This is a genomic window from Alkalinema sp. FACHB-956, from assembly GCF_014697025.1.
GTDB lineage: Bacteria > Cyanobacteriota > Cyanobacteriia > Leptolyngbyales > Leptolyngbyaceae > Alkalinema.
On sequence record NZ_JACJRC010000011.1, the window covers coordinates 127,713 to 144,338 of the forward strand.

Below are 16,626 nucleotides of genomic sequence, written 5' to 3' on the forward strand. Positions count from 1 at the left end.
AGCTAGTCTTCCTCTAGTTTAATTGGCTGAAATTGACTTGCATCAGTCGCTAGAAAATCTAGGAATTTCTGTGAATCAGAAGATGGAGGTGAATCTGGAAAGATAGTAAGAAGTTCTACATAGTCTTTATCAAGACGCTTGAGAGTGCCTTCTTTAAGTTCATATCGAGGATACATGCGATGCCAAATTCGTCCAATTTTCCCCATTGCACCAGCTAATTCGGTTCCTTTCAAATATTTGGAATCATGAAACCACTTGACAGCTTGGCTTTGTCCATTTGGTGCAATTCGTCCCCACACCTGTACATTGTTAGGATGCCAGGTTTCTCGCCAACCACTCACGTAATCATTAATAGGTTGCCCTTCTGCTTGTACCCACGAGATCGCTTGCTGCCGGATCTCTTTCAAAAAGTTTTCAATCTCGCTGAAATCATCCTGGCCTACTGGAATGTAGAGATTTTTTGATTGATTCGCAAATTCCCAATGACAGCCGATCATTGGTTTATCGCCTCTTTTGAAGTAATCACGATGGAAAAGACCGTGGTGAATTCGTCGCCAGGATTTGCCAAAGCTACCCAACAGTATTGAAAATTGAACTAAGCTCAGCAAGAACAGCTCTAATTCGGGTTTCATCTCCTTCATGTAGAGCAAGTCTAATTGCCCATTTTCCAATGTATAGGTGGGCATCGAAACATCTACAGTATATGGATTACCTGTCTGTTTATCCTTCTTTGTATCCTTATATGTATGTTCTCCAGAAATGATTTTCCCCAGAATAAAGTTAATCCCAACACATCCTTCGACGGCACTCCCCTCAATTCCACCCCACAATTGATGGGTTAATCTTCTGGCAGTTTCTTCATCAGTAATCCCAGCCAACAAACGCCAGGTATGACCTCGCAATGCGGCTTTAAACATATTGGGACGAAACTCATCTGTTTTAGAGCCAGTGGGCAAAAGTAACAACGATGAAAGTCCTTGACCATTCAAATAAACCGATTTCCATACAGGGTGAGCCGTTGGAACATTTTCCATGTAGCCATACCCAGCACTTATGCGGGAACCCAGCCCATACCCTAAAGCTTTTTCCCAAATCTTTTTGACTTCAGCCCACTCTTGAGCAGATAAAGGCTCTGTACTGGAAATATCAAACTTGAACTTAGTTTGATACAGCGAAATTTGGACATTAGCATTATGCTCTGCTTTGCCGTCTCGAACCTGGTACTTTTCTTGATTGTGAACAATATCTACCAAGCGATCGCGCTGCCGTCTCCATTCGTCATCTATGGGATAGCCACCATGAAATCGTAAGATTCCTGGTTGGGTACGCTTTGTATCCTTATCTTCACCACCACAATAACGCTCTCGTTTTGCTTGATCAGAGCAAGCCTTCCGAAAAGCCCCTTTCATACTAGAACCAGGGAAAAATGGCATTCCCTTTCTGCCTATTACTGGACGAATAAAATTATCCTGTCCACTGTTGGCCACTAATCGCCATCGAATTTGATACTCCCACGGTGGCTCCCCAGGTGACTGACTCTCAACATTTTGTTGGGTATCTTCAACTACTAGCCCAGCTAGAGTGGTTTGCCACTTATCCAAGCCAGCAGATTTTCTAGTCTTACTAGATGGCTGTATAGCTGATGTAGTTGTCACTGGTGGGCAACCGTCTATCCACTCCTTAACCCATCGCTCATAATCAGGTGTACCCTGAACCTTTCCAACATATTGAACATTACAACGCTCCTTAATTTGAGCCTGAAACATCAATGGGATCTCTTTCGGATCAATCTCCAAATTTTGAGGTTTTTGCCTAGCCTCAGTCTGCTCAGGAGGTTTTTGTTCACTAGATGCAACTTTTTCTGAGCCTGTAGTTGGCTGCTTTTGTTTTTTGAGAATGGGTTTAGGTTTCTGTGTCATCACCTTCGTCTCCAAGACTGATTTCTAGCTGTTTATAACGCTGCGTCCACCACACCATACAGTCACACAGTTGAGTTAATACTGCGATCGCAACTTTGCGATCATTCATTGGAAAGTTCCATAGATCATGAATTTGCTGCGCACGATCAGCGTTATTCGGAATTTCAATATCCGCCAAAAGCATAATTTCAACCAGTTTGTCCCAAGTCGCTTTCCAGTAATTAGCCTCCTCATCTTTTAGCCGTAGTTGCTCACCCCAAAATCGCTCCAACCCATATGCCACGGCAGTACGCATCTTATATGCCTGACCCAAGACATTTTTCTCACCATCTGATCTCATATTCCTTCTTGGAAAAACCAGATCATGGGCAGCTTGGTCAAGTTTGTAAGGTTGCCATCCCATTAGTCATTCCTCCGATGTACCGTTAACTCACAATGTCCAAACCCAATAGATTCCAAACCACCTAAGTAAAGATCTATTTTGTTCTGGTTATTTTGTAGTAGCTTCCATTGATTGCCCTCTTTATCTGGTTTATGGGCGATCGGGAACACCAAAAAAGTCTCCTCTGGCAAGGCTTCAAGTCCAAAAAAGTTCTTGACAACCTTTTGGTCTTCTTTCATGGCGATGCGACTTTGGCGATACAGAGCCATATCGTGAATCATGGAAATTTCATCATCTCCAACCACGACAGCAGGACGGTTCTGCTGATCAGGAAACCAAGCAGATAGATCCTGGTTAGCATGCTCGATCGTGAGAAAACCAAAATTGAAAAACAGTTTGTTGTCTAGATTGGCTGAACCTGTATAGGGTTCTGGAATCTTTCCATTGGGTGCTGTAATTCCTGCGATTCGCTGATAGCGTCTCAGCAAGCGAGGGCAAGTCACCCAAACAATGGGCCGCCCTGGACAGAATACAGGCAACCATAGAATTGAGGCGTATTCAAACTTGATTAGTGACTCACTAGTGCTATCTGGTTCACCACGAACCGCTTCATGCCCATACCATAAGTTCTCGTTCTTCTCATGCGGTGTGAGAATTTCAAGTTCTTTTGCTTTCTTCTCCATTAACTGCAACAGCGATAGAGCATTATCATCATCTTCATCGACTTCACTCTCAGAAATTGATACTTGTCGTTTATCTAATTCCTTTTTAAGGTATTTCTGACGCTCCAAACGCATCTCTGAGCGCAATCGTCCCCGAATTGAGCTTCCTGGCACAATCCCAGTTTGTGTAAACTGGTCACGAAAAATCAAATTCAGATTCCCTGTTTCCTCACCAGCAGTTGCACCAACATGGAGGGGTCCAACTGTCTCAATAATTCCGTAAGCCTTATCCATTAATCTACTCCGTCAATTTTGATCGGCAAACACAAGCCACAGCCCATTTTTTTCAGCAACGAATGTTTCTCATTCGGCTTCTGCTGATTCACCAACTTTGCTCTTTCCACTGATTTGGCTTCAGGGAACCAATCACCAGGAAAATCCCACCACAGTCTATTCAAGGGTTTCTTAAACACATAAACAGTACCTGCGGGCACAGCATAACGTCCACGGCTCAAACGCCCTGGTTTCCGTTCTTCGGCAGTAGTTTCACCATGTCCAGATCGATAGCGGTACGGAACCGCTTTATCGGTCAGCATTTTGGGACAACACTTTGCTGGAAACTCTAAATGCTTTGGAGTGGATTTTGAGGGTTTAGGATAGCGATAAGACAGGCTATTAGAACCCCATACCCCTGGTGTAATCAGCGCACAAGCTCTCTGGATTGGACGATTTAGTAGTTCAAGAATGGGGCTACCGTCAACTAGCTTCAAACTACTAATTTCAACAATGTGGTTTTCACCACCAAACTGATACCAACCATCTTCCAACTCATAATTTGAAAGATAAACCAAGCAAGTATCGTCTGGCATTTGTACAGCATATTCTACGAACAGCCCATCCTTAGCCTTGACAGTGCGTTCACTGTCTTGCATTGCAGGATGGAGAATAGGCATGTACATCCAGGGCGTTTTTGCTAATGAGCCCTTTTGATTAAGCATATCCTGGGGTGAATCATCCCAGCAGTCAATGCGTTGCCATATATAGTCTGATTCACCAATCTCTGCTTTTTCCAACAGATCCGAGTTTTGCTCAGAGACACGTTTCCATTTATTTTTAACTAGTTGCCATTCATCGGCACAGTCTTCACTATTTTCATCTTTGCTGAGAATCTTATGGCGGGGAAGAGGAACATAAAAATATTCTTCGTCGCCTGGTTTCTTGCATATTGCCCAAAATGGCCCTGCAACGTGCAAGTTTTGGCGTAGTTCTTCCCACACCGCAGGTTGAGATTTACTAGCACTTAAAAATAGGCCCGAAAGAGTTGCTGCATCTGGTGGAAACTTTCTCCCAGATAAACCTACTAAGTTATCGGGAGATAAAAAAGCACCCGCACTACCATACATCAATCCCAAGGGTTGAATTTTGATTATGTATTTGAACATAGTTGCCAACCTACTTTCACTAACCCATCAATCCACTGAATAATTGCACTAGCAGAATACGCTTCTCCCGTGATGTGCTTACAGTTATCACCCTCACTGAAGTAATCACGACTCACTGGTCTAAGCCCATCAGTTCGGGGGAACCGATCTCCGAAATACAAATCAAATAGTTCGAGAGCAATATGTTCATTCACATTTTCTTTATCTTTGATAGCGATTGCATGACGAGATTTAAGATGTTCCCAGTCGTTATAAATATGAGTCCAATTTAGATATTTATTGCCCCAAAGATTTCCATCACGATCTCGGTAGTTCTTTAGCACATGTAAATAGTCCCAAGGGCAAGTCCACTGCACATACTGTCCACTATTGAAGACAACACGAATCGTGACTCGATCGCGCCCTAAACTCTTGGCTTTTTTCTCAGCTTCCCGACAGTGCTGCAAAATATCTCGTTGAGGAACTTGATGACCAGCCCAAACAAAGCCAACGCTATAGGTAAAGCGATTTTCATCTTTTAAGCCCAACTCATCAGCCAAATCAGCTTGCAATTTTTCCCATTGTTTAGGCAATTCCAGCAACCACTTCCAAACTTCAATGGGTTTTAGTTTCTCCGGTTTTTCCTTGGTTTGAGTTTCCTCGCTGTAAAGGACTCCCATAAAGTCATCACCCCCCGCATAAATTACCCGGCCTCTACCATCAGGAAAGACTTTTTCGCGATTTTTGAAATCTTCAAATTCCTGCCCCCAACCTCTGACTAATTCACTAAAACGAAGGAGATTTTTATCACGCCTTGCTGGTGTATCTACATGCTGATTTGCCAAATTTTTGAGCTTGTCGCCAACTTTGTCTCCATCCCCCATAAACCAGCCTGTCCAGTACCCCGCTTCACGATATATATCCTTGAATTCTGGGTCATCCTTTCGCTTTTTCAGCTTGGCAATGTTCAGTTTTTGATCCTCTGGTTCTTTGGCATCAATCTTGTCATAGGTTATGAGACGTTTCACCAGTTCTGGAATGCTGAGACGCTCATTGACAGCAATATATCTACCAATATCCTCACCCTTAGCTTTTTTATCCTTTTCATAAGCTCGCAACTTTTTCAGCGACATATTAGAAGCTGGTGACGTGCCATCATCTTGGCTCTTGCGCTGTTCAGGATCATCCAATACCCAGGATAAACGGCGATAAAAACACTCCAGTTCTTCCTTTTCATCTTCTGTGAGACTACGTCCTGGTTGGTATTCTCCATTTTTGTATTGCCGACCTAATTGATGCCACGCGATCGCATCTGTTCCACTCAAACTCGAACTTTCCCCCACCCAGTTAATTGCAACCCAATCCCGCTTCAGCTTACGAGTTTCCAAGTCATCCATTGCAGCCTTGATCAGGTTCTTATCAGGATGCTTCGGATCATACCGTCCCCAGCCAATAAATATCTCCCAGGTATAGCTTCCCCAGCGCTCCCATTCACCTTTTTCCTGCCCAACTTGGTCTGGCTTCTGAGCCCAATGATATTGCTCCTTGGAAATGCCAATATTATCTTCAATCCAATTTCGGCAAACTTCCAAAATTTTTCGCCATTCTTGTAGCAAGGTTTTCTGAACAACTTCTCGTGTTAATTCGCCCTTTACTAAAATACGGTTGGGCATTCCCTTGTGTTGATGAATCAAGCCAGGGGAAATAACGCTACCTGTGCCAAGTTGCTCTTCTGCCTTCTCAACAATCTTCTGACTCAAATAGGACAGAATCAGCGATGCACCGTAGAGATCGCGTAATTTCCGGGATTTTTCAATGAATCCTTGGACTGGGGCAAAGCTAATCGCCGTATAGATGGTCATAGATTTTCAGTTCGACTCCGACTGCACAGCCATAAGGTTACTGAACACTTTAACCAATCTGCCCATTTGTTTCCAAAAAGAATCAAATATTCGTAGAAAATTTATCAAACGGGCTCAAAACTTTATAGAGCAAGCTTTTTAAGGAATCATCCTAGATTTTAAAAATATTTTCTTTTCCCTTGACATCCAGGGCATACTCAAATAACACTTGATCCTTCGCCCCCCATGCCCCACCCCTACACCCACCCCGCCGCCTTCGATCGCCTCCTCATCCTCATCACCACCCTGCTCCAACACCCCGGCATCGGAACCGCCGACCCCCTCACAGACAGCGACCTCCCCAACGACGCCATGGTCGCAGTCCTAAACCAAGTCAAAACCGTCGCCCAAACCCTAGGCTTCCCAGTCGTTGACTGGTCAGTCCACACCCTGCGCAAAGACCTCCGCACCCTGCGCACCTACGGCATCCTCGACGATCGCATGTATCGCTGGGGCTACTACCTCGGCACCGGAGCCTGCTCCAAACAAGAACTCAGCCTCGCCCTCCAAGCCCTCGCCTCCCAAGCCGCCATGCAAGGCGACCCCCGCATCCAAGCCGTCTACGATCGCCTCGAAAAACGCCTGCGCGGACTCAACCTCGAACTCGGCGGCCAACTGCTCTACCCCGTCCGCACCCACCTCGATCGCGCGATCGTCCCCACCAACCCCGACGAAATGCGCCGCAAAGGACAATACAAAAGCACCCTCTTCGCCAAACTACCGGAATTAGAACAAGCAATCATTTCAGGACAAGCGATCGAACTCTATCGCCAACGCAGCCCCTACCAGCCCAAAGCCATCGGCCACCAAGCCATCTATCCCCTCCAGCTCATCTACTCGGATATTGCCTGGTACTTACTCTCTGAAAATGTCTCCGATGGGCATTTAGCCATTTCCCGTGTCGATCGCTTCACCGACTACCTGCGCAGCCTCCCCCAAACCGATCGCAGCATGGACATCCAACAGGCCAGCCTGCAAACCGCCCACGAACTCCTGCATAATGGTTGGGGCCTCTCCCTCGGCAACTACGAAGAACAACAGCTAGAGCGGGCAGGACAATTACCCCTAGAAGAAATCCAAGTCCGCTTCTTTGGTTCCGTCGTCCCCTTCATCCTAGAAGCCGACTCCCGCCACCCCAAACAACGTCTAAGAAATCGGCGACGGGACAAACAAGGCAACCCCATCCAAGTGGATTACTGCGTCCCCTTACCCCGCCGATCGTGGTTTGAATTTTCGCGGTGGGTGCGCAGTTTCGGCAGCAACGCCCAAGTTCTCGCCCCCACAGAACTCGTCGCCGAATTCCAGCAAATGGCGATCGAACTTGCCCAACGATATCCCGTACAGCCAGATTAACCCTTGGAATTGAATGCAATCCCACTGACCTGCTTCCCATCAGCGTTAGTCGAGTTAGTCGGCTCCCAGACCCCTTAGCCAGTCGCATCTCCCCCCAATCGCTCTTCCTTTAGAAAGACGAGCGCGATGTCAGGACTTACCAACAAACTCCATTATGAGTGGCGACATTAATAACGCAAAGCAACACAATAGTTACATAAGCTACAACATAAAATGAATCACATAGCCTAGGAGGCAACCATGAACCTCAATAATCTCAATCGTTCCGTCGGCGTATTTCCTTCTGCCATCAATACAGAAAATGCTTTAACAGAACTCCGGAACGCGGGTTTTGCAATGGATCGCGTTTCCGTCGTTGCCCGCAACTTCGATCGCTCAGACGATCAGCCCTTAGTCGGTGAAACCCGGCTTCAGGAACTTACAGAAACCACCCATGTTGACGAAGGAGCCAAAGCCGGTGCAGCGACGGGTGGCACAGTCGGCGGCCTCATGGGCTTGCTGGTGGGCTTAGGCACCTTGGCGATTCCCGGCGTGGGGCCCATCATGCTCGCAGGCGCAGCCGCCACCACGATCGCCACCACCTTGGCAGGCGGCGCGATCGGTGCAGCCACTGGGGGACTGGTCGGCGGTTTAATTGGGCTGGGCATTCCTGAAGAACGCGCCAAAGTCTATAACGACTACGTCAACCGAGGGCAGTACCTCGTGATCATCGATGGTACAGATGCGGAAATTCGCCAAGCAGAAGATATTCTCAAGCGGCGTGGCATTCAAGAATGGTCTGTTTATCCTTCATCCAAAGTCGTCACTCGCTAATCCATCCCGACGCATTTGTTTGAAAATTCCAAACTCCTTGGGAGAAAAACCATGAAAAAAGCAATGGCATTATTAGTCGGGAGCCTTCTTTTAGTCGGCACCGTCGCTTGCGAAAGCAAAGTTTCTAAAACCAGTGCAAGCGCACCGAGCTCAACGGAAAAAACAGGTAATACACCATCCTCCGAAACCGTAAAAAATAATCAAGATGATGCTAGCAGCGAAGTTCGTCGCAATCAACTAGATTCAGACATTCGAGCACGGGAACAACGCAACAACTGGACAGGAGGAGACGCCGATCGAGCCGATAGCGATGTTGCTAGCGAAGTCCGCAGTAAATTAGAAGCCAATATTCCCAAGAGTCAACTGACAGTCAAGGCAAAACAGGGCGCAGTCGTTGTTTCTGGCACAGTGCAGACCCAAGAACAACTCAATAAAATCGAACCTTTAGCCAAAGAAATCAAGGGTGTGCAATCGGTGAACGTAGCCGCTAAAATCGCCCCTGCCACGCCAGCTCAATAGCGTCCCACAAGTTCCTGCACCGTAAATCCCCCGGTATTCAAAGTCTCTCTCCCAAACTGGGAGAGGGATCGAGGGTGAGGATACAATGCTAGGGCTCAAAATTCCCGTTGCTCAAACCAAAACTTGATCTCGTCATAGCGAAACACCGGGCCATCCTTACACAGAAAATTCGGGCCGAGTTGGCAATGGCCACAAAACCCGATCGCGCATTTCATATTGCGTTCCATCGTCACATAGATTTTTTCCGCCGGAACTCCCCGCTTCAGCAATTCCATGACCGTAAACTGCATCATAATTTCCGGGCCACAAATCATGGCGATCGTATTTAACCGATCGAAGGGAGCCCGCCGAATTAAGCCCGTCACCACCCCAACATTGCCCTGCCAACCCGACTCCGCCCGATCGACCGTCACCAACACCTCCACATCCAACCGCGATCGCCACTTTTGCAAATCGCGCCGGAAGACAATATCCTGCGGCGTGCGCGTGCCCAAGAGTAAAACCACCTTGCCGTACTTTTCCCGATGGTTCAGCACATGGCAAATGGCAGGACGCAAAGGCGCAAGGCCAATTCCCCCCGCCACAAAGACAACATCATTGCCCTCCGCCAGATCCATAGACCATCCCCGACCGAACGGGCCTCGAATCCCCAGTACATCGCCCGGTCGGAGTTTGCTGAGGGCAGTGGTAACCGTCCCAACGATGCGCGTCGTATGCATAAGTTTGCTCGAATCCGCCGGATCACCACTGATGGAAATGGCACATTCCCCCATCCCAAAGGCATAGAGCATATTGAATTGCCCAGGGGTGAATACGAGCGGTTGCCCATCCTCCGGCGTCAGTTCCAGCGTAAAGGTTTCGTGGGTTTCCTTATGGGTTCGTTGGACTTGATAGAGCCGAGGTAGCATCGGTTCGATCGACGGTTGCATCACAGGTTCGATCGTCGGTACCACTGGTGTAGAAAATTCATTTACCATGCTGATCTCCGATCGGGCAACCCGTATAAATCCAGTAACTGTAATCGCGTTGCATTGAGACTATCCAGCATGATTTGGGAAAAGCGCTTCATCAGTTCATAACCCAACACCGGATCGTTATCACATTTTCCTCGCAGGCAGCGACCATCCAAAGCCACCGCACGGGTCAATTCCAAGGCACGGGCATCGAATTGCCATTGGTAGGGTGGAAACAGCCAAGACCAGCCCAGCACATCATTGTCCCCCAGGGTTTTAATCGTCAGGGTCGGACGACCGGGGGCACTAATTTCGATCGCGACCTTGCCCTGGCGAAGGAGATAAAAGCGATCGGCGGGTTCCCCTTGGCGAAAGAGCATGTCCCCCGCATCAAATCGGATATTAGACGCGCATTCTGTCAATAATTGGACGTATTCCGGGGAGAGTCCTGCAAAAAACTCATGCTCCTGCAAAATCGGGGCAAGGGATGAAAGCGTCATGATGTTGTCTCCTCTCCGCGAAGGGCACGAACTTCTGCGGTAATATCAATGCCGACGGGACACCAGGTAATGCAACGACCACACCCTACACAACCCGACGTGCCAAATTGATCGATCCAACTAGCGAGTTTGTGGGTCATCCATTGGCGATAACGGGATTTTGCACTCATCCGCACCGCGCCGCCGTGGATGTAGGAAAAATCCATCGTGAAGCAGGAATCCCATTGCCGCCAGCGTTCTGCATGGTTGCCTGTGAGGTCGGTGGTATCCTCAACGGTGGAACAAAAACAGGTGGGACAGACCAGGGTGCAATTGGCGCAGGTTAAACAACGGGATGCCACTTCGTTCCACTGGGGATGTTCTAGGTTTTGATAGAGTAATTCTTTAATATTCGTTGTATCCATCGATCGACCCATGTGTTGGGCGGTGTTGGCCACAACTTGTGCAGCGAGTTCTTGATCGATGGCGTTAGCAATCCGGTGAGTGACTTGTTCTAGAATTTCTGCGCCTAGGGAACTCCCCACTTCTACGAGAAATGCATGGCGATCGGGTTGCAAAATTTCCGTTAATGCTAAATCGAACCCGGATTCTACCGCTGGCCCCGTGTTCATGGAAACGCAAAAACAAGTCCCCCCCGCTTGGGCACAATTGACCGCGACGATGAAGCAATTCTGGCGATGGGCTTGGTAATGGGGATCGACGTGATCACTTTCTAAGAAGACTCGATCCTGAATCGCGATCGCGTGTAATTCGCAGGAACGAACCCCAATGAAGGCGCGTTTTTGGGAGATCGGCGGCTCGACGTGCAAAGCCACCGATCGGCCTTGGCGTTCTGCACTCCAAAGCTTCACCTGGGCAGGAAATAACACCTTCTTCCAAGATTGCGGCCCCACCGCATAGCCAAAGAGCGCCCCATCCTCCCGTGGCTTCAAGCGATAGGTTCCGGCCTCCTGCTCATCCGTCCAGCCGATCGGGAACTCTTCCACCTGGGTCAGGGTATCGTACACGATCGCTTGATCGCGCAGGGTTGGCCCTATCACTTCATAACCGCTGTGCATCAGCGCATCCAAGAGTTGCTGAAAGTGCTGACGGTCAATGACGTAGCGATCGGAGGTTGAGCGATCGGGGGTTGTTCGATCGGGGGTGGAAGAGTCGCTGGTGGCAGAGCAAGAGGTCATCGGGCGCGATCCTTACAAACGAGTTCGGAATCAATACATTCGTAACTACTACTTTCCTAACTACTATGTTCGTAACTACTACTTTCCTAACTACTACGTTTCCAACTAATGCATTATTAGCAGCTAGTTAATTATTATTAGCTAGTTATTATTAGCTAGTTATTAGCAGCCGTCTGCGGAAGCTTCAGGGTTTCAGCAATGATTTCCGTTGTCATCACAGGCGCATGGCTGAGGGTATTGTGAATCAAGCTAGATTCGATCGTTTGCTTGATGCCCGTAATGTGCTGGAATTCTAGCGGATGGGGCATGTGGACTTCCACCCGAATATAGTTCAGGCGATGGGGCAGGGTTTCTACCTGGCTGAACACCGTCATCGTCAGCCCTTTGGGATCAAGCCCTTGGGCATTGCAGTATTGCACAACGTAGGCCCCCGCACAGGTGCCGATCGCGCCGAGCAGCCATTCACTGGGCGTCATCCCGATATCGGTTCCGCCATTGCGAAAGGGCTGATCACTCCAAGACACATGGTTTCTCGCAATCACTTGAAATTGAGTTTGTCCAGTGTAGTTTACTTTCACTTGCATATAATGGGCCTCCAAGCTACTAGGAATCGGGTCTAAAAAATTGCAATAAAGTGTTGTAACAAGATTTCGTAAGCAAGAGTTAGTAACAAGATTTCGTAACAAGAATTTTTAATAAATTACGCTTTGACGCTATATTTTTTTGACGCTATACTTTTTTGACGCTATTTTTAAAGTCAGTCCGTTTTAAACAATACGCCTTCCGGTACAGTGGCAATTTTGCCTAGAACACCGTGAGACCTCGACTTCTAAAAATGGCGATCGCGGCTTCTACCTGCTCTGGGGTAGGCGGTTGGGTTTCTTTTAATTGGTAGTCATAGCCCAACTCTGCCCACTTGTATTGCCCCAGCTGATGAAAGGGAAGCACTTCCACCCGCTCAATATTCTGTAGCGAGGATAAAAAATCCGCCAGCCCTGCAATATTGTGGGGCGCATCCGTCAGTCCCGGAACGAGGACAAAACGAATCCATACAGGCTTACCAATATCACTTAAATATTTTGCAAGGGTTAATGTGGGTTGTAAATCAACGTGGGTAACTTTGTGATAGATTTCAGGATCGTAGGATTTAATATCTAACAAGACTAAATTGACATATTCTAAAACAGGTTTTGCAACGTCTAAATCACAAAATCCAGAGGTATCTAAGGCCGTATGAATGCCCTCTGCCTGACATTGATGCAGCAACGATCGCACAAAATCTGGCTGCATCAAGGGTTCTCCCCCACTCACCGTAATGCCTCCCCCCGATGCAGTCATATAACTTTTATATTTCCGCACCTGCTGCATAATGGTTTCGATCGTCTGCAACTTGCCATTTTCAAAATTTCGGCAATCGGGGTTGGCACAATAGAGACAGCGCAGAGGGCACCCGGCAGTGAACACAATAAAGCGAATTCCTGGCCCGTCTACTGTGCCACAGCTTTCAAAGGAGTGTACATAGCCTGTTGTATCGGTATAGCCCGTTGGGTGGATATGGCCTGTTGAGTGGGTATGGCCCGTTTCACTGGTGTGGAGGGGCGATCGAGCGGGAGTGTAAGCCATGGGGTAGCACCTCAGCCTGGGCTAATCTGATTGTATTTATAGACCAACATTTTGAGGAAGTTGTGAAGACTAGCCTTGCACCACGTCCTCACAATTTCCTCATATCCCGTCTTTAGAGTAAAGCTATCAGCGATCCCATTTTTTAGATTAAGGGGATGATTTACCCATGCGCCGCCACCATAATCTCTCTGGCTATCTCAACTTAGTCCAAGCGTTGATTAACTGTCCCCGAGGTGAAGAGTGGGAATTGTTGCAACGGAATGAACGTTTGGTCACTCCAGAATTGTTAACGGTGATGGAGGAGGTGGCGGCTCAACTTTTGCAGGAAGGCGATGGGAAAACGGCCAAGTTCCTACGCTACTGGGAAGCACAACTGGCCCATGTACTGGCCCAGGAGTCAGAAAATTCCCCGATCGACGATCGGCTCCAAACGTCTCTGAAGTTAATTCAAGCCCTCCTCGATTGTCCTAAGGGCGCGGAAGCAAAACTGTTAAGTGCCCATGCAGAGTTGCTAACACCGGAGTTTGTGCAATTGATGCAACAGGTGGCAGCGCAACTCAATGAACGGGGCAATCCAGACACCGCCAACTTCCTACGCCAATGGGCCAGGGAACTAACCCTCCCAACTCCAGCAGCAGCCCCTCCAGTAGCAGCCCCTCCAGTAGCAGTCCCGGTAGAAGTTCCCCCAGCAGCAGTCCTGACAGAAACTCCGGTAGAAACTCCAGTAGAAGCCCCGCTAGAAGCCCCGGTAGAAGCCCCGGTAGAACATCCGGTAGAAGCTCCGGTAGAACCTAGGGCAACAGGTCAGCCCAGCTATCCTAGCCTAGAATTGCAGGTGACAGCGATCGCGCAATCCTTGGCACAACTCGAAAGAACGATCGCGAGTCGATTGCAGCCGTTTAATCCCCTGTGGTACATGCAAGTACTGGAGCAGGCCGCAACGGAGAATTGGCTCCTCAGTACAGAAGAAGTGGAGCATTTAATTGGCGTCAAACCGAAGTGTTCTAGTAGTCAACCTGGCTTCCAGCGAGGCTGTTGGACGTTTGTCAAAACAGGAAAAATGGGTTCCCAAACGGGTTGGCGTGTGATGAAGTCCATTAATTTTGGCAATGATTTGGAGGATGACTCCGATCGTCATTTATCAACTGATTCATTAGATCATTCATTAGATAATTTGTCAGATCATTCATTCAGTAATCCGTTAAGTGATTTACTGAGTGATTCATCAGATCCGTCCCCAATGAATGCACCTACCCCTTCCCTTCCCATAGAACAAGCCCTAGCGGAGTCTTCACCCCAATCCAATCTGGACACCCTAGAAGATGACGTTTGGGCCACTCTAGAATCCGGTTAAGCAGGAAAACCCTGGGTGGCGAGAGTCTGGCAGGTGTTGTAGGAACCGCAGGTATCGTAATAAGCCCCTTCCTCCCATGGAGCCCCCGATTGGAGATTGTCGTGTTTTGTCGTGTTTTGTCGTGTCCTGTCCCAACTTAGGGAGACCCCGTTGACATACACAAAAAATACATATTTAATGTAGTTATATTCAGTTTTAAAAGCTGAATATACCCGTTAAATGTCTTCAGAGAGCAGTCTTCAGAGAAATGTCCTCAGAGAGCAGTCTTCAGAGAAATGTCCTCAGAAAAGGCTTCTCAGAAAAGACTTCTCAGAAAAGGCTTCTCAGAAAAGACTTCTCAGCCCCTCTCAATCTCCATTCGGTTCGCTACAACACCCTCACTATCAAACAAACAGGGAGGTTTGTGCCATGCTCCGCCCCCATCGTCCGTTGATCGAAATTTCGGGTCATCTTCTGAAATACTTCTGCATTGGTTCCCTCGGCTTCATGGTCGCACTGCTGATTTTTGGCGCAGTGGGAGCCCACGCCATCATCCCAACCTTAATCGGATTCTTAGTGCCCACCCTCGGTCGCATTTTGGCCGTGATCTGTTGTCTCATCTGCATTGGTGTGATTTGGGAGTCCATTCGCTAATCTAGCCCCACAAGGAGGGGAACTTGCCACTCCCCATTCCGTTCTTGCCCTGTCCGCCCACCGTGGGTCTTCTTCCTACGCCTGCATAGCCCTCCCGGACAAGGACTCTATGCAGGTTCTATCTCGATCGCCATGCTTTGTGCGCGGAATGCATACTTTATGCCCTAAATATACAATTTCAGATTAAAAATTGTATAAAAAACTTTGTAAAAAATGTTTACTTTTTGGAATATGTTCAGGCTGTACGGATTTAATGGATACACCCATGAAACATTAGGTCTCGGTTTTAGGAACCGACCACCATGAGGGGATAAATTCCACCGTTCGTTCAGTTCACCAAGGAGGCATACGGTATGCCAAAGGCTAAAGCAAATAAAGAGGCTGAGGCGGATAACGATCGAAGTCCGACCAGTACAAGAACCCAGCGGAAACGACTGAATCTTGATCTTGCGCCCGCTGCCTACGAATCGCTCCAGGAGTTGGCTGAAGAATCCGGCAAGAACATGGCAGAAATCCTACGCACTGGATTAGCGTTGTATGCGATTGCTCAGGAAGCCAAAAGTCAAGGACGGAGTTTAGGCGTCATTGAAGGCGATAGAGTGATTAAGGAAATCGTGATTCCTGATTAAACTAGAGGGAATCGTGCTGTCATTCCTACTCTGTAGCTTCAATCTCGACTGGATCTCCTTCCACTAAAACCCCCTAAAATTCATGGATCTGACAAACTCTTGTTAACCGCGTGTTGAGCAGGATTGCAGTGTTATACCCAATTACACTCAAACTCACATAACATCGCCCTAACAGTTGCATTGCGATTGCATCATGGATACTACATCCCAGGTGCATGAGATCCGAGGTGGTTTTCTAGACATTGAGGTATTCCTAGAGAGCTGATGGAATCAGTTTTTTGGAGGATATTGAAATGCCTAGGGAAGTACCTCGGTTAATTATTGATGAATACCTGAATGCAAAAGGAATTACCCCGGATAGTTTTCAAGTCAGTGATCCGGAAACCCGCCCGATCGGTAAAATCTATGCCAGCCAAACCGTTGAACAGTTGAAAATTGGGGATGATGACCTCGATCTGCAAACGGATGAAGGCCGCAAAGGAGCTGAACTCCAGCATCGGATTACCTCCCGATCGACTGTATTAAAGGCATTGGTCGTACCGATGTACATCATTCCCCTCTGGCTGATGGTGATTCTTTCGCTGCCTGCAATGAAGATTACGGTGTATACAGAAAGAATGCAGCTCACCTTTCTAGGAGCCTTAGCATCGGATGTGATTGGTCTATGCTACGTGGTAACCCGTGATCTCTTTCCGAAGGGATCCTCCGATCGGGATGATGAAACAGAGGAGCAAGATGATGGCTAGCGCTCTAGGCTGGTCGGGAAGACCTATTGCAGCCATGTCT

Annotated in this window: 17 protein-coding genes; 7 read left to right on the forward strand and 10 right to left on the reverse strand. The window is 47.9% G+C overall.

Going from position 1 to position 16,626, the window contains the following annotated elements:
* Positions 1-2: 2 nt before the first annotated feature.
* The 5 genes from H6G21_RS13875 to H6G21_RS13895 are packed head-to-tail and all read right to left on the reverse strand — an operon-like array spanning position 3 to position 6,246.
* Positions 3-1,919: an RAMP superfamily CRISPR-associated protein gene (locus H6G21_RS13875; protein WP_199307208.1), complete on the reverse strand. Its 1,917-nt coding sequence runs from the start codon at positions 1,917-1,919 to the stop codon at positions 3-5.
* Entirely contained in the window at positions 1,903-2,322 is a 420-nt protein-coding gene (locus H6G21_RS13880; protein WP_190574012.1) for a hypothetical protein, read from the reverse strand. The genes H6G21_RS13875 and H6G21_RS13880 overlap by 17 nt, the downstream gene beginning before the upstream one ends.
* The gene (locus H6G21_RS13885) at positions 2,322-3,257 is read right to left on the reverse strand and encodes an RAMP superfamily CRISPR-associated protein (RefSeq protein WP_190574013.1); all 936 of its coding nucleotides are present in this window, start codon (positions 3,255-3,257) and stop codon (positions 2,322-2,324) included. Before H6G21_RS13885 ends, H6G21_RS13880 begins: the two co-directional genes overlap by 1 nt.
* A complete protein-coding gene (locus H6G21_RS13890) occupies positions 3,257-4,405 on the reverse strand; it encodes a type III-B CRISPR module-associated Cmr3 family protein (protein ID WP_190574054.1) in 1,149 nt (382 codons plus the stop codon). Before H6G21_RS13890 ends, H6G21_RS13885 begins: the two co-directional genes overlap by 1 nt.
* Complete coding sequence (locus H6G21_RS13895) at positions 4,390-6,246, reverse strand: type III-B CRISPR-associated protein Cas10/Cmr2 (protein WP_190574014.1); 1,857 nt, start codon at positions 6,244-6,246, stop codon at positions 4,390-4,392. Before H6G21_RS13895 ends, H6G21_RS13890 begins: the two co-directional genes overlap by 16 nt.
* Positions 6,247-6,471: 225 nt before the next feature.
* On the opposite strand from H6G21_RS13895, the gene H6G21_RS13900 reads away from it, so the two are divergent.
* From H6G21_RS13900 to H6G21_RS13910, 3 genes are all read left to right on the forward strand, one after another.
* A complete protein-coding gene (locus H6G21_RS13900) occupies positions 6,472-7,638 on the forward strand; it encodes a WYL domain-containing protein (protein WP_190574015.1) in 1,167 nt (388 codons plus the stop codon).
* Positions 7,639-7,878: 240 nt separating this feature from the next.
* Positions 7,879-8,451 carry a signal transduction histidine kinase (STHK), LytS gene (locus H6G21_RS13905; protein ID WP_190574016.1) on the forward strand — a complete coding sequence of 191 codons (573 nt, stop codon included), beginning with the start codon at positions 7,879-7,881 and terminating at the stop codon, positions 8,449-8,451.
* A gap of 51 nt (positions 8,452-8,502) precedes the next feature.
* Entirely contained in the window at positions 8,503-8,970 is a 468-nt protein-coding gene (locus tag H6G21_RS13910) for a BON domain-containing protein (protein ID WP_190574017.1), read from the forward strand.
* 95 nt (positions 8,971-9,065) lie between these two features.
* On the opposite strand, the gene H6G21_RS13915 is transcribed toward H6G21_RS13910, so the two are convergent.
* The 5 genes from H6G21_RS13915 to pflA all read right to left on the reverse strand — a co-directional run bounded on the left by H6G21_RS13915 (position 9,066) and on the right by pflA (position 13,224).
* Positions 9,066-9,947: an FAD/NAD(P)-binding protein gene (locus H6G21_RS13915; RefSeq protein WP_242041820.1), complete on the reverse strand. Its 882-nt coding sequence runs from the start codon at positions 9,945-9,947 to the stop codon at positions 9,066-9,068.
* Positions 9,941-10,423 (reverse strand): cyclic nucleotide-binding domain-containing protein, encoded by a 483-nt coding sequence (locus H6G21_RS13920; protein WP_190574018.1) that lies wholly within the window; start codon positions 10,421-10,423, stop codon positions 9,941-9,943. Before H6G21_RS13920 ends, H6G21_RS13915 begins: the two co-directional genes overlap by 7 nt.
* Positions 10,420-11,601, reverse strand: a complete 1,182-nt coding sequence (locus H6G21_RS13925) for a 4Fe-4S dicluster domain-containing protein (protein WP_190574019.1) — start codon at positions 11,599-11,601, stop codon at positions 10,420-10,422. The genes H6G21_RS13920 and H6G21_RS13925 overlap by 4 nt, the downstream gene beginning before the upstream one ends.
* 155 nt (positions 11,602-11,756) lie before the next feature.
* Positions 11,757-12,185 (reverse strand): OsmC family protein, encoded by a 429-nt coding sequence (locus tag H6G21_RS13930; RefSeq protein ID WP_190574020.1) that lies wholly within the window; start codon positions 12,183-12,185, stop codon positions 11,757-11,759.
* Between the two features lie 220 nt (positions 12,186-12,405).
* Positions 12,406-13,224 (reverse strand): pyruvate formate-lyase-activating protein, encoded by an 819-nt coding sequence (gene pflA, locus H6G21_RS13935; RefSeq protein WP_190574021.1) that lies wholly within the window; start codon positions 13,222-13,224, stop codon positions 12,406-12,408.
* Between the two features lie 166 nt (positions 13,225-13,390).
* Between pflA and H6G21_RS13940 the strand changes: the two genes are divergently transcribed.
* From H6G21_RS13940 to H6G21_RS13955, 4 genes are all read left to right on the forward strand, one after another.
* The gene (locus H6G21_RS13940) at positions 13,391-14,578 is read left to right on the forward strand and encodes a hypothetical protein (protein WP_190574022.1); all 1,188 of its coding nucleotides are present in this window, start codon (positions 13,391-13,393) and stop codon (positions 14,576-14,578) included.
* A gap of 408 nt (positions 14,579-14,986) precedes the next feature.
* On the forward strand, positions 14,987-15,211 hold the full coding sequence (locus H6G21_RS13945) for a hypothetical protein (protein ID WP_190574023.1): 225 nt from the start codon (positions 14,987-14,989) through the stop codon (positions 15,209-15,211).
* Positions 15,212-15,564: 353 nt separating this feature from the next.
* Positions 15,565-15,840 carry a hypothetical protein gene (locus H6G21_RS13950; protein WP_190574024.1) on the forward strand — a complete coding sequence of 92 codons (276 nt, stop codon included), beginning with the start codon at positions 15,565-15,567 and terminating at the stop codon, positions 15,838-15,840.
* A gap of 293 nt (positions 15,841-16,133) precedes the next feature.
* A complete protein-coding gene (locus H6G21_RS13955; RefSeq protein WP_190574025.1) occupies positions 16,134-16,586 on the forward strand; it encodes a hypothetical protein in 453 nt (150 codons plus the stop codon).
* Positions 16,587-16,626: the final 40 nt, after the last annotated feature.

Excerpts from the sequence above, each read along its gene's own strand:
- H6G21_RS13875 (WP_199307208.1), bottom strand. The coding sequence starts at position 1,919 with ATGACACAGAAACCTAAACCCATTCTCAAAAAACAAAAGCAGCCAACT.
- H6G21_RS13880 (WP_190574012.1), bottom strand. The coding sequence starts at position 2,322 with ATGGGATGGCAACCTTACAAACTTGACCAAGCTGCCCATGATCTGGTT.
- H6G21_RS13885 (WP_190574013.1), bottom strand. The coding sequence starts at position 3,257 with ATGGATAAGGCTTACGGAATTATTGAGACAGTTGGACCCCTCCATGTT.
- H6G21_RS13890 (WP_190574054.1), bottom strand. The coding sequence starts at position 4,405 with ATGTTCAAATACATAATCAAAATTCAACCCTTGGGATTGATGTATGGT.
- H6G21_RS13895 (WP_190574014.1), bottom strand. The coding sequence starts at position 6,246 with ATGACCATCTATACGGCGATTAGCTTTGCCCCAGTCCAAGGATTCATT.
- H6G21_RS13900 (WP_190574015.1), top strand. The coding sequence starts at position 6,472 with ATGCCCCACCCCTACACCCACCCCGCCGCCTTCGATCGCCTCCTCATC.
- H6G21_RS13905 (WP_190574016.1), top strand. The coding sequence starts at position 7,879 with ATGAACCTCAATAATCTCAATCGTTCCGTCGGCGTATTTCCTTCTGCC.
- H6G21_RS13910 (WP_190574017.1), top strand. The coding sequence starts at position 8,503 with ATGAAAAAAGCAATGGCATTATTAGTCGGGAGCCTTCTTTTAGTCGGC.
- H6G21_RS13915 (WP_242041820.1), bottom strand. The coding sequence starts at position 9,947 with ATGGTAAATGAATTTTCTACACCAGTGGTACCGACGATCGAACCTGTG.
- H6G21_RS13920 (WP_190574018.1), bottom strand. The coding sequence starts at position 10,423 with ATGACGCTTTCATCCCTTGCCCCGATTTTGCAGGAGCATGAGTTTTTT.
- H6G21_RS13925 (WP_190574019.1), bottom strand. The coding sequence starts at position 11,601 with ATGACCTCTTGCTCTGCCACCAGCGACTCTTCCACCCCCGATCGAACA.
- H6G21_RS13930 (WP_190574020.1), bottom strand. The coding sequence starts at position 12,185 with ATGCAAGTGAAAGTAAACTACACTGGACAAACTCAATTTCAAGTGATT.
- pflA (WP_190574021.1), bottom strand. The coding sequence starts at position 13,224 with ATGGCTTACACTCCCGCTCGATCGCCCCTCCACACCAGTGAAACGGGC.
- H6G21_RS13940 (WP_190574022.1), top strand. The coding sequence starts at position 13,391 with ATGCGCCGCCACCATAATCTCTCTGGCTATCTCAACTTAGTCCAAGCG.
- H6G21_RS13945 (WP_190574023.1), top strand. The coding sequence starts at position 14,987 with ATGCTCCGCCCCCATCGTCCGTTGATCGAAATTTCGGGTCATCTTCTG.
- H6G21_RS13950 (WP_190574024.1), top strand. The coding sequence starts at position 15,565 with ATGCCAAAGGCTAAAGCAAATAAAGAGGCTGAGGCGGATAACGATCGA.
- H6G21_RS13955 (WP_190574025.1), top strand. The coding sequence starts at position 16,134 with ATGCCTAGGGAAGTACCTCGGTTAATTATTGATGAATACCTGAATGCA.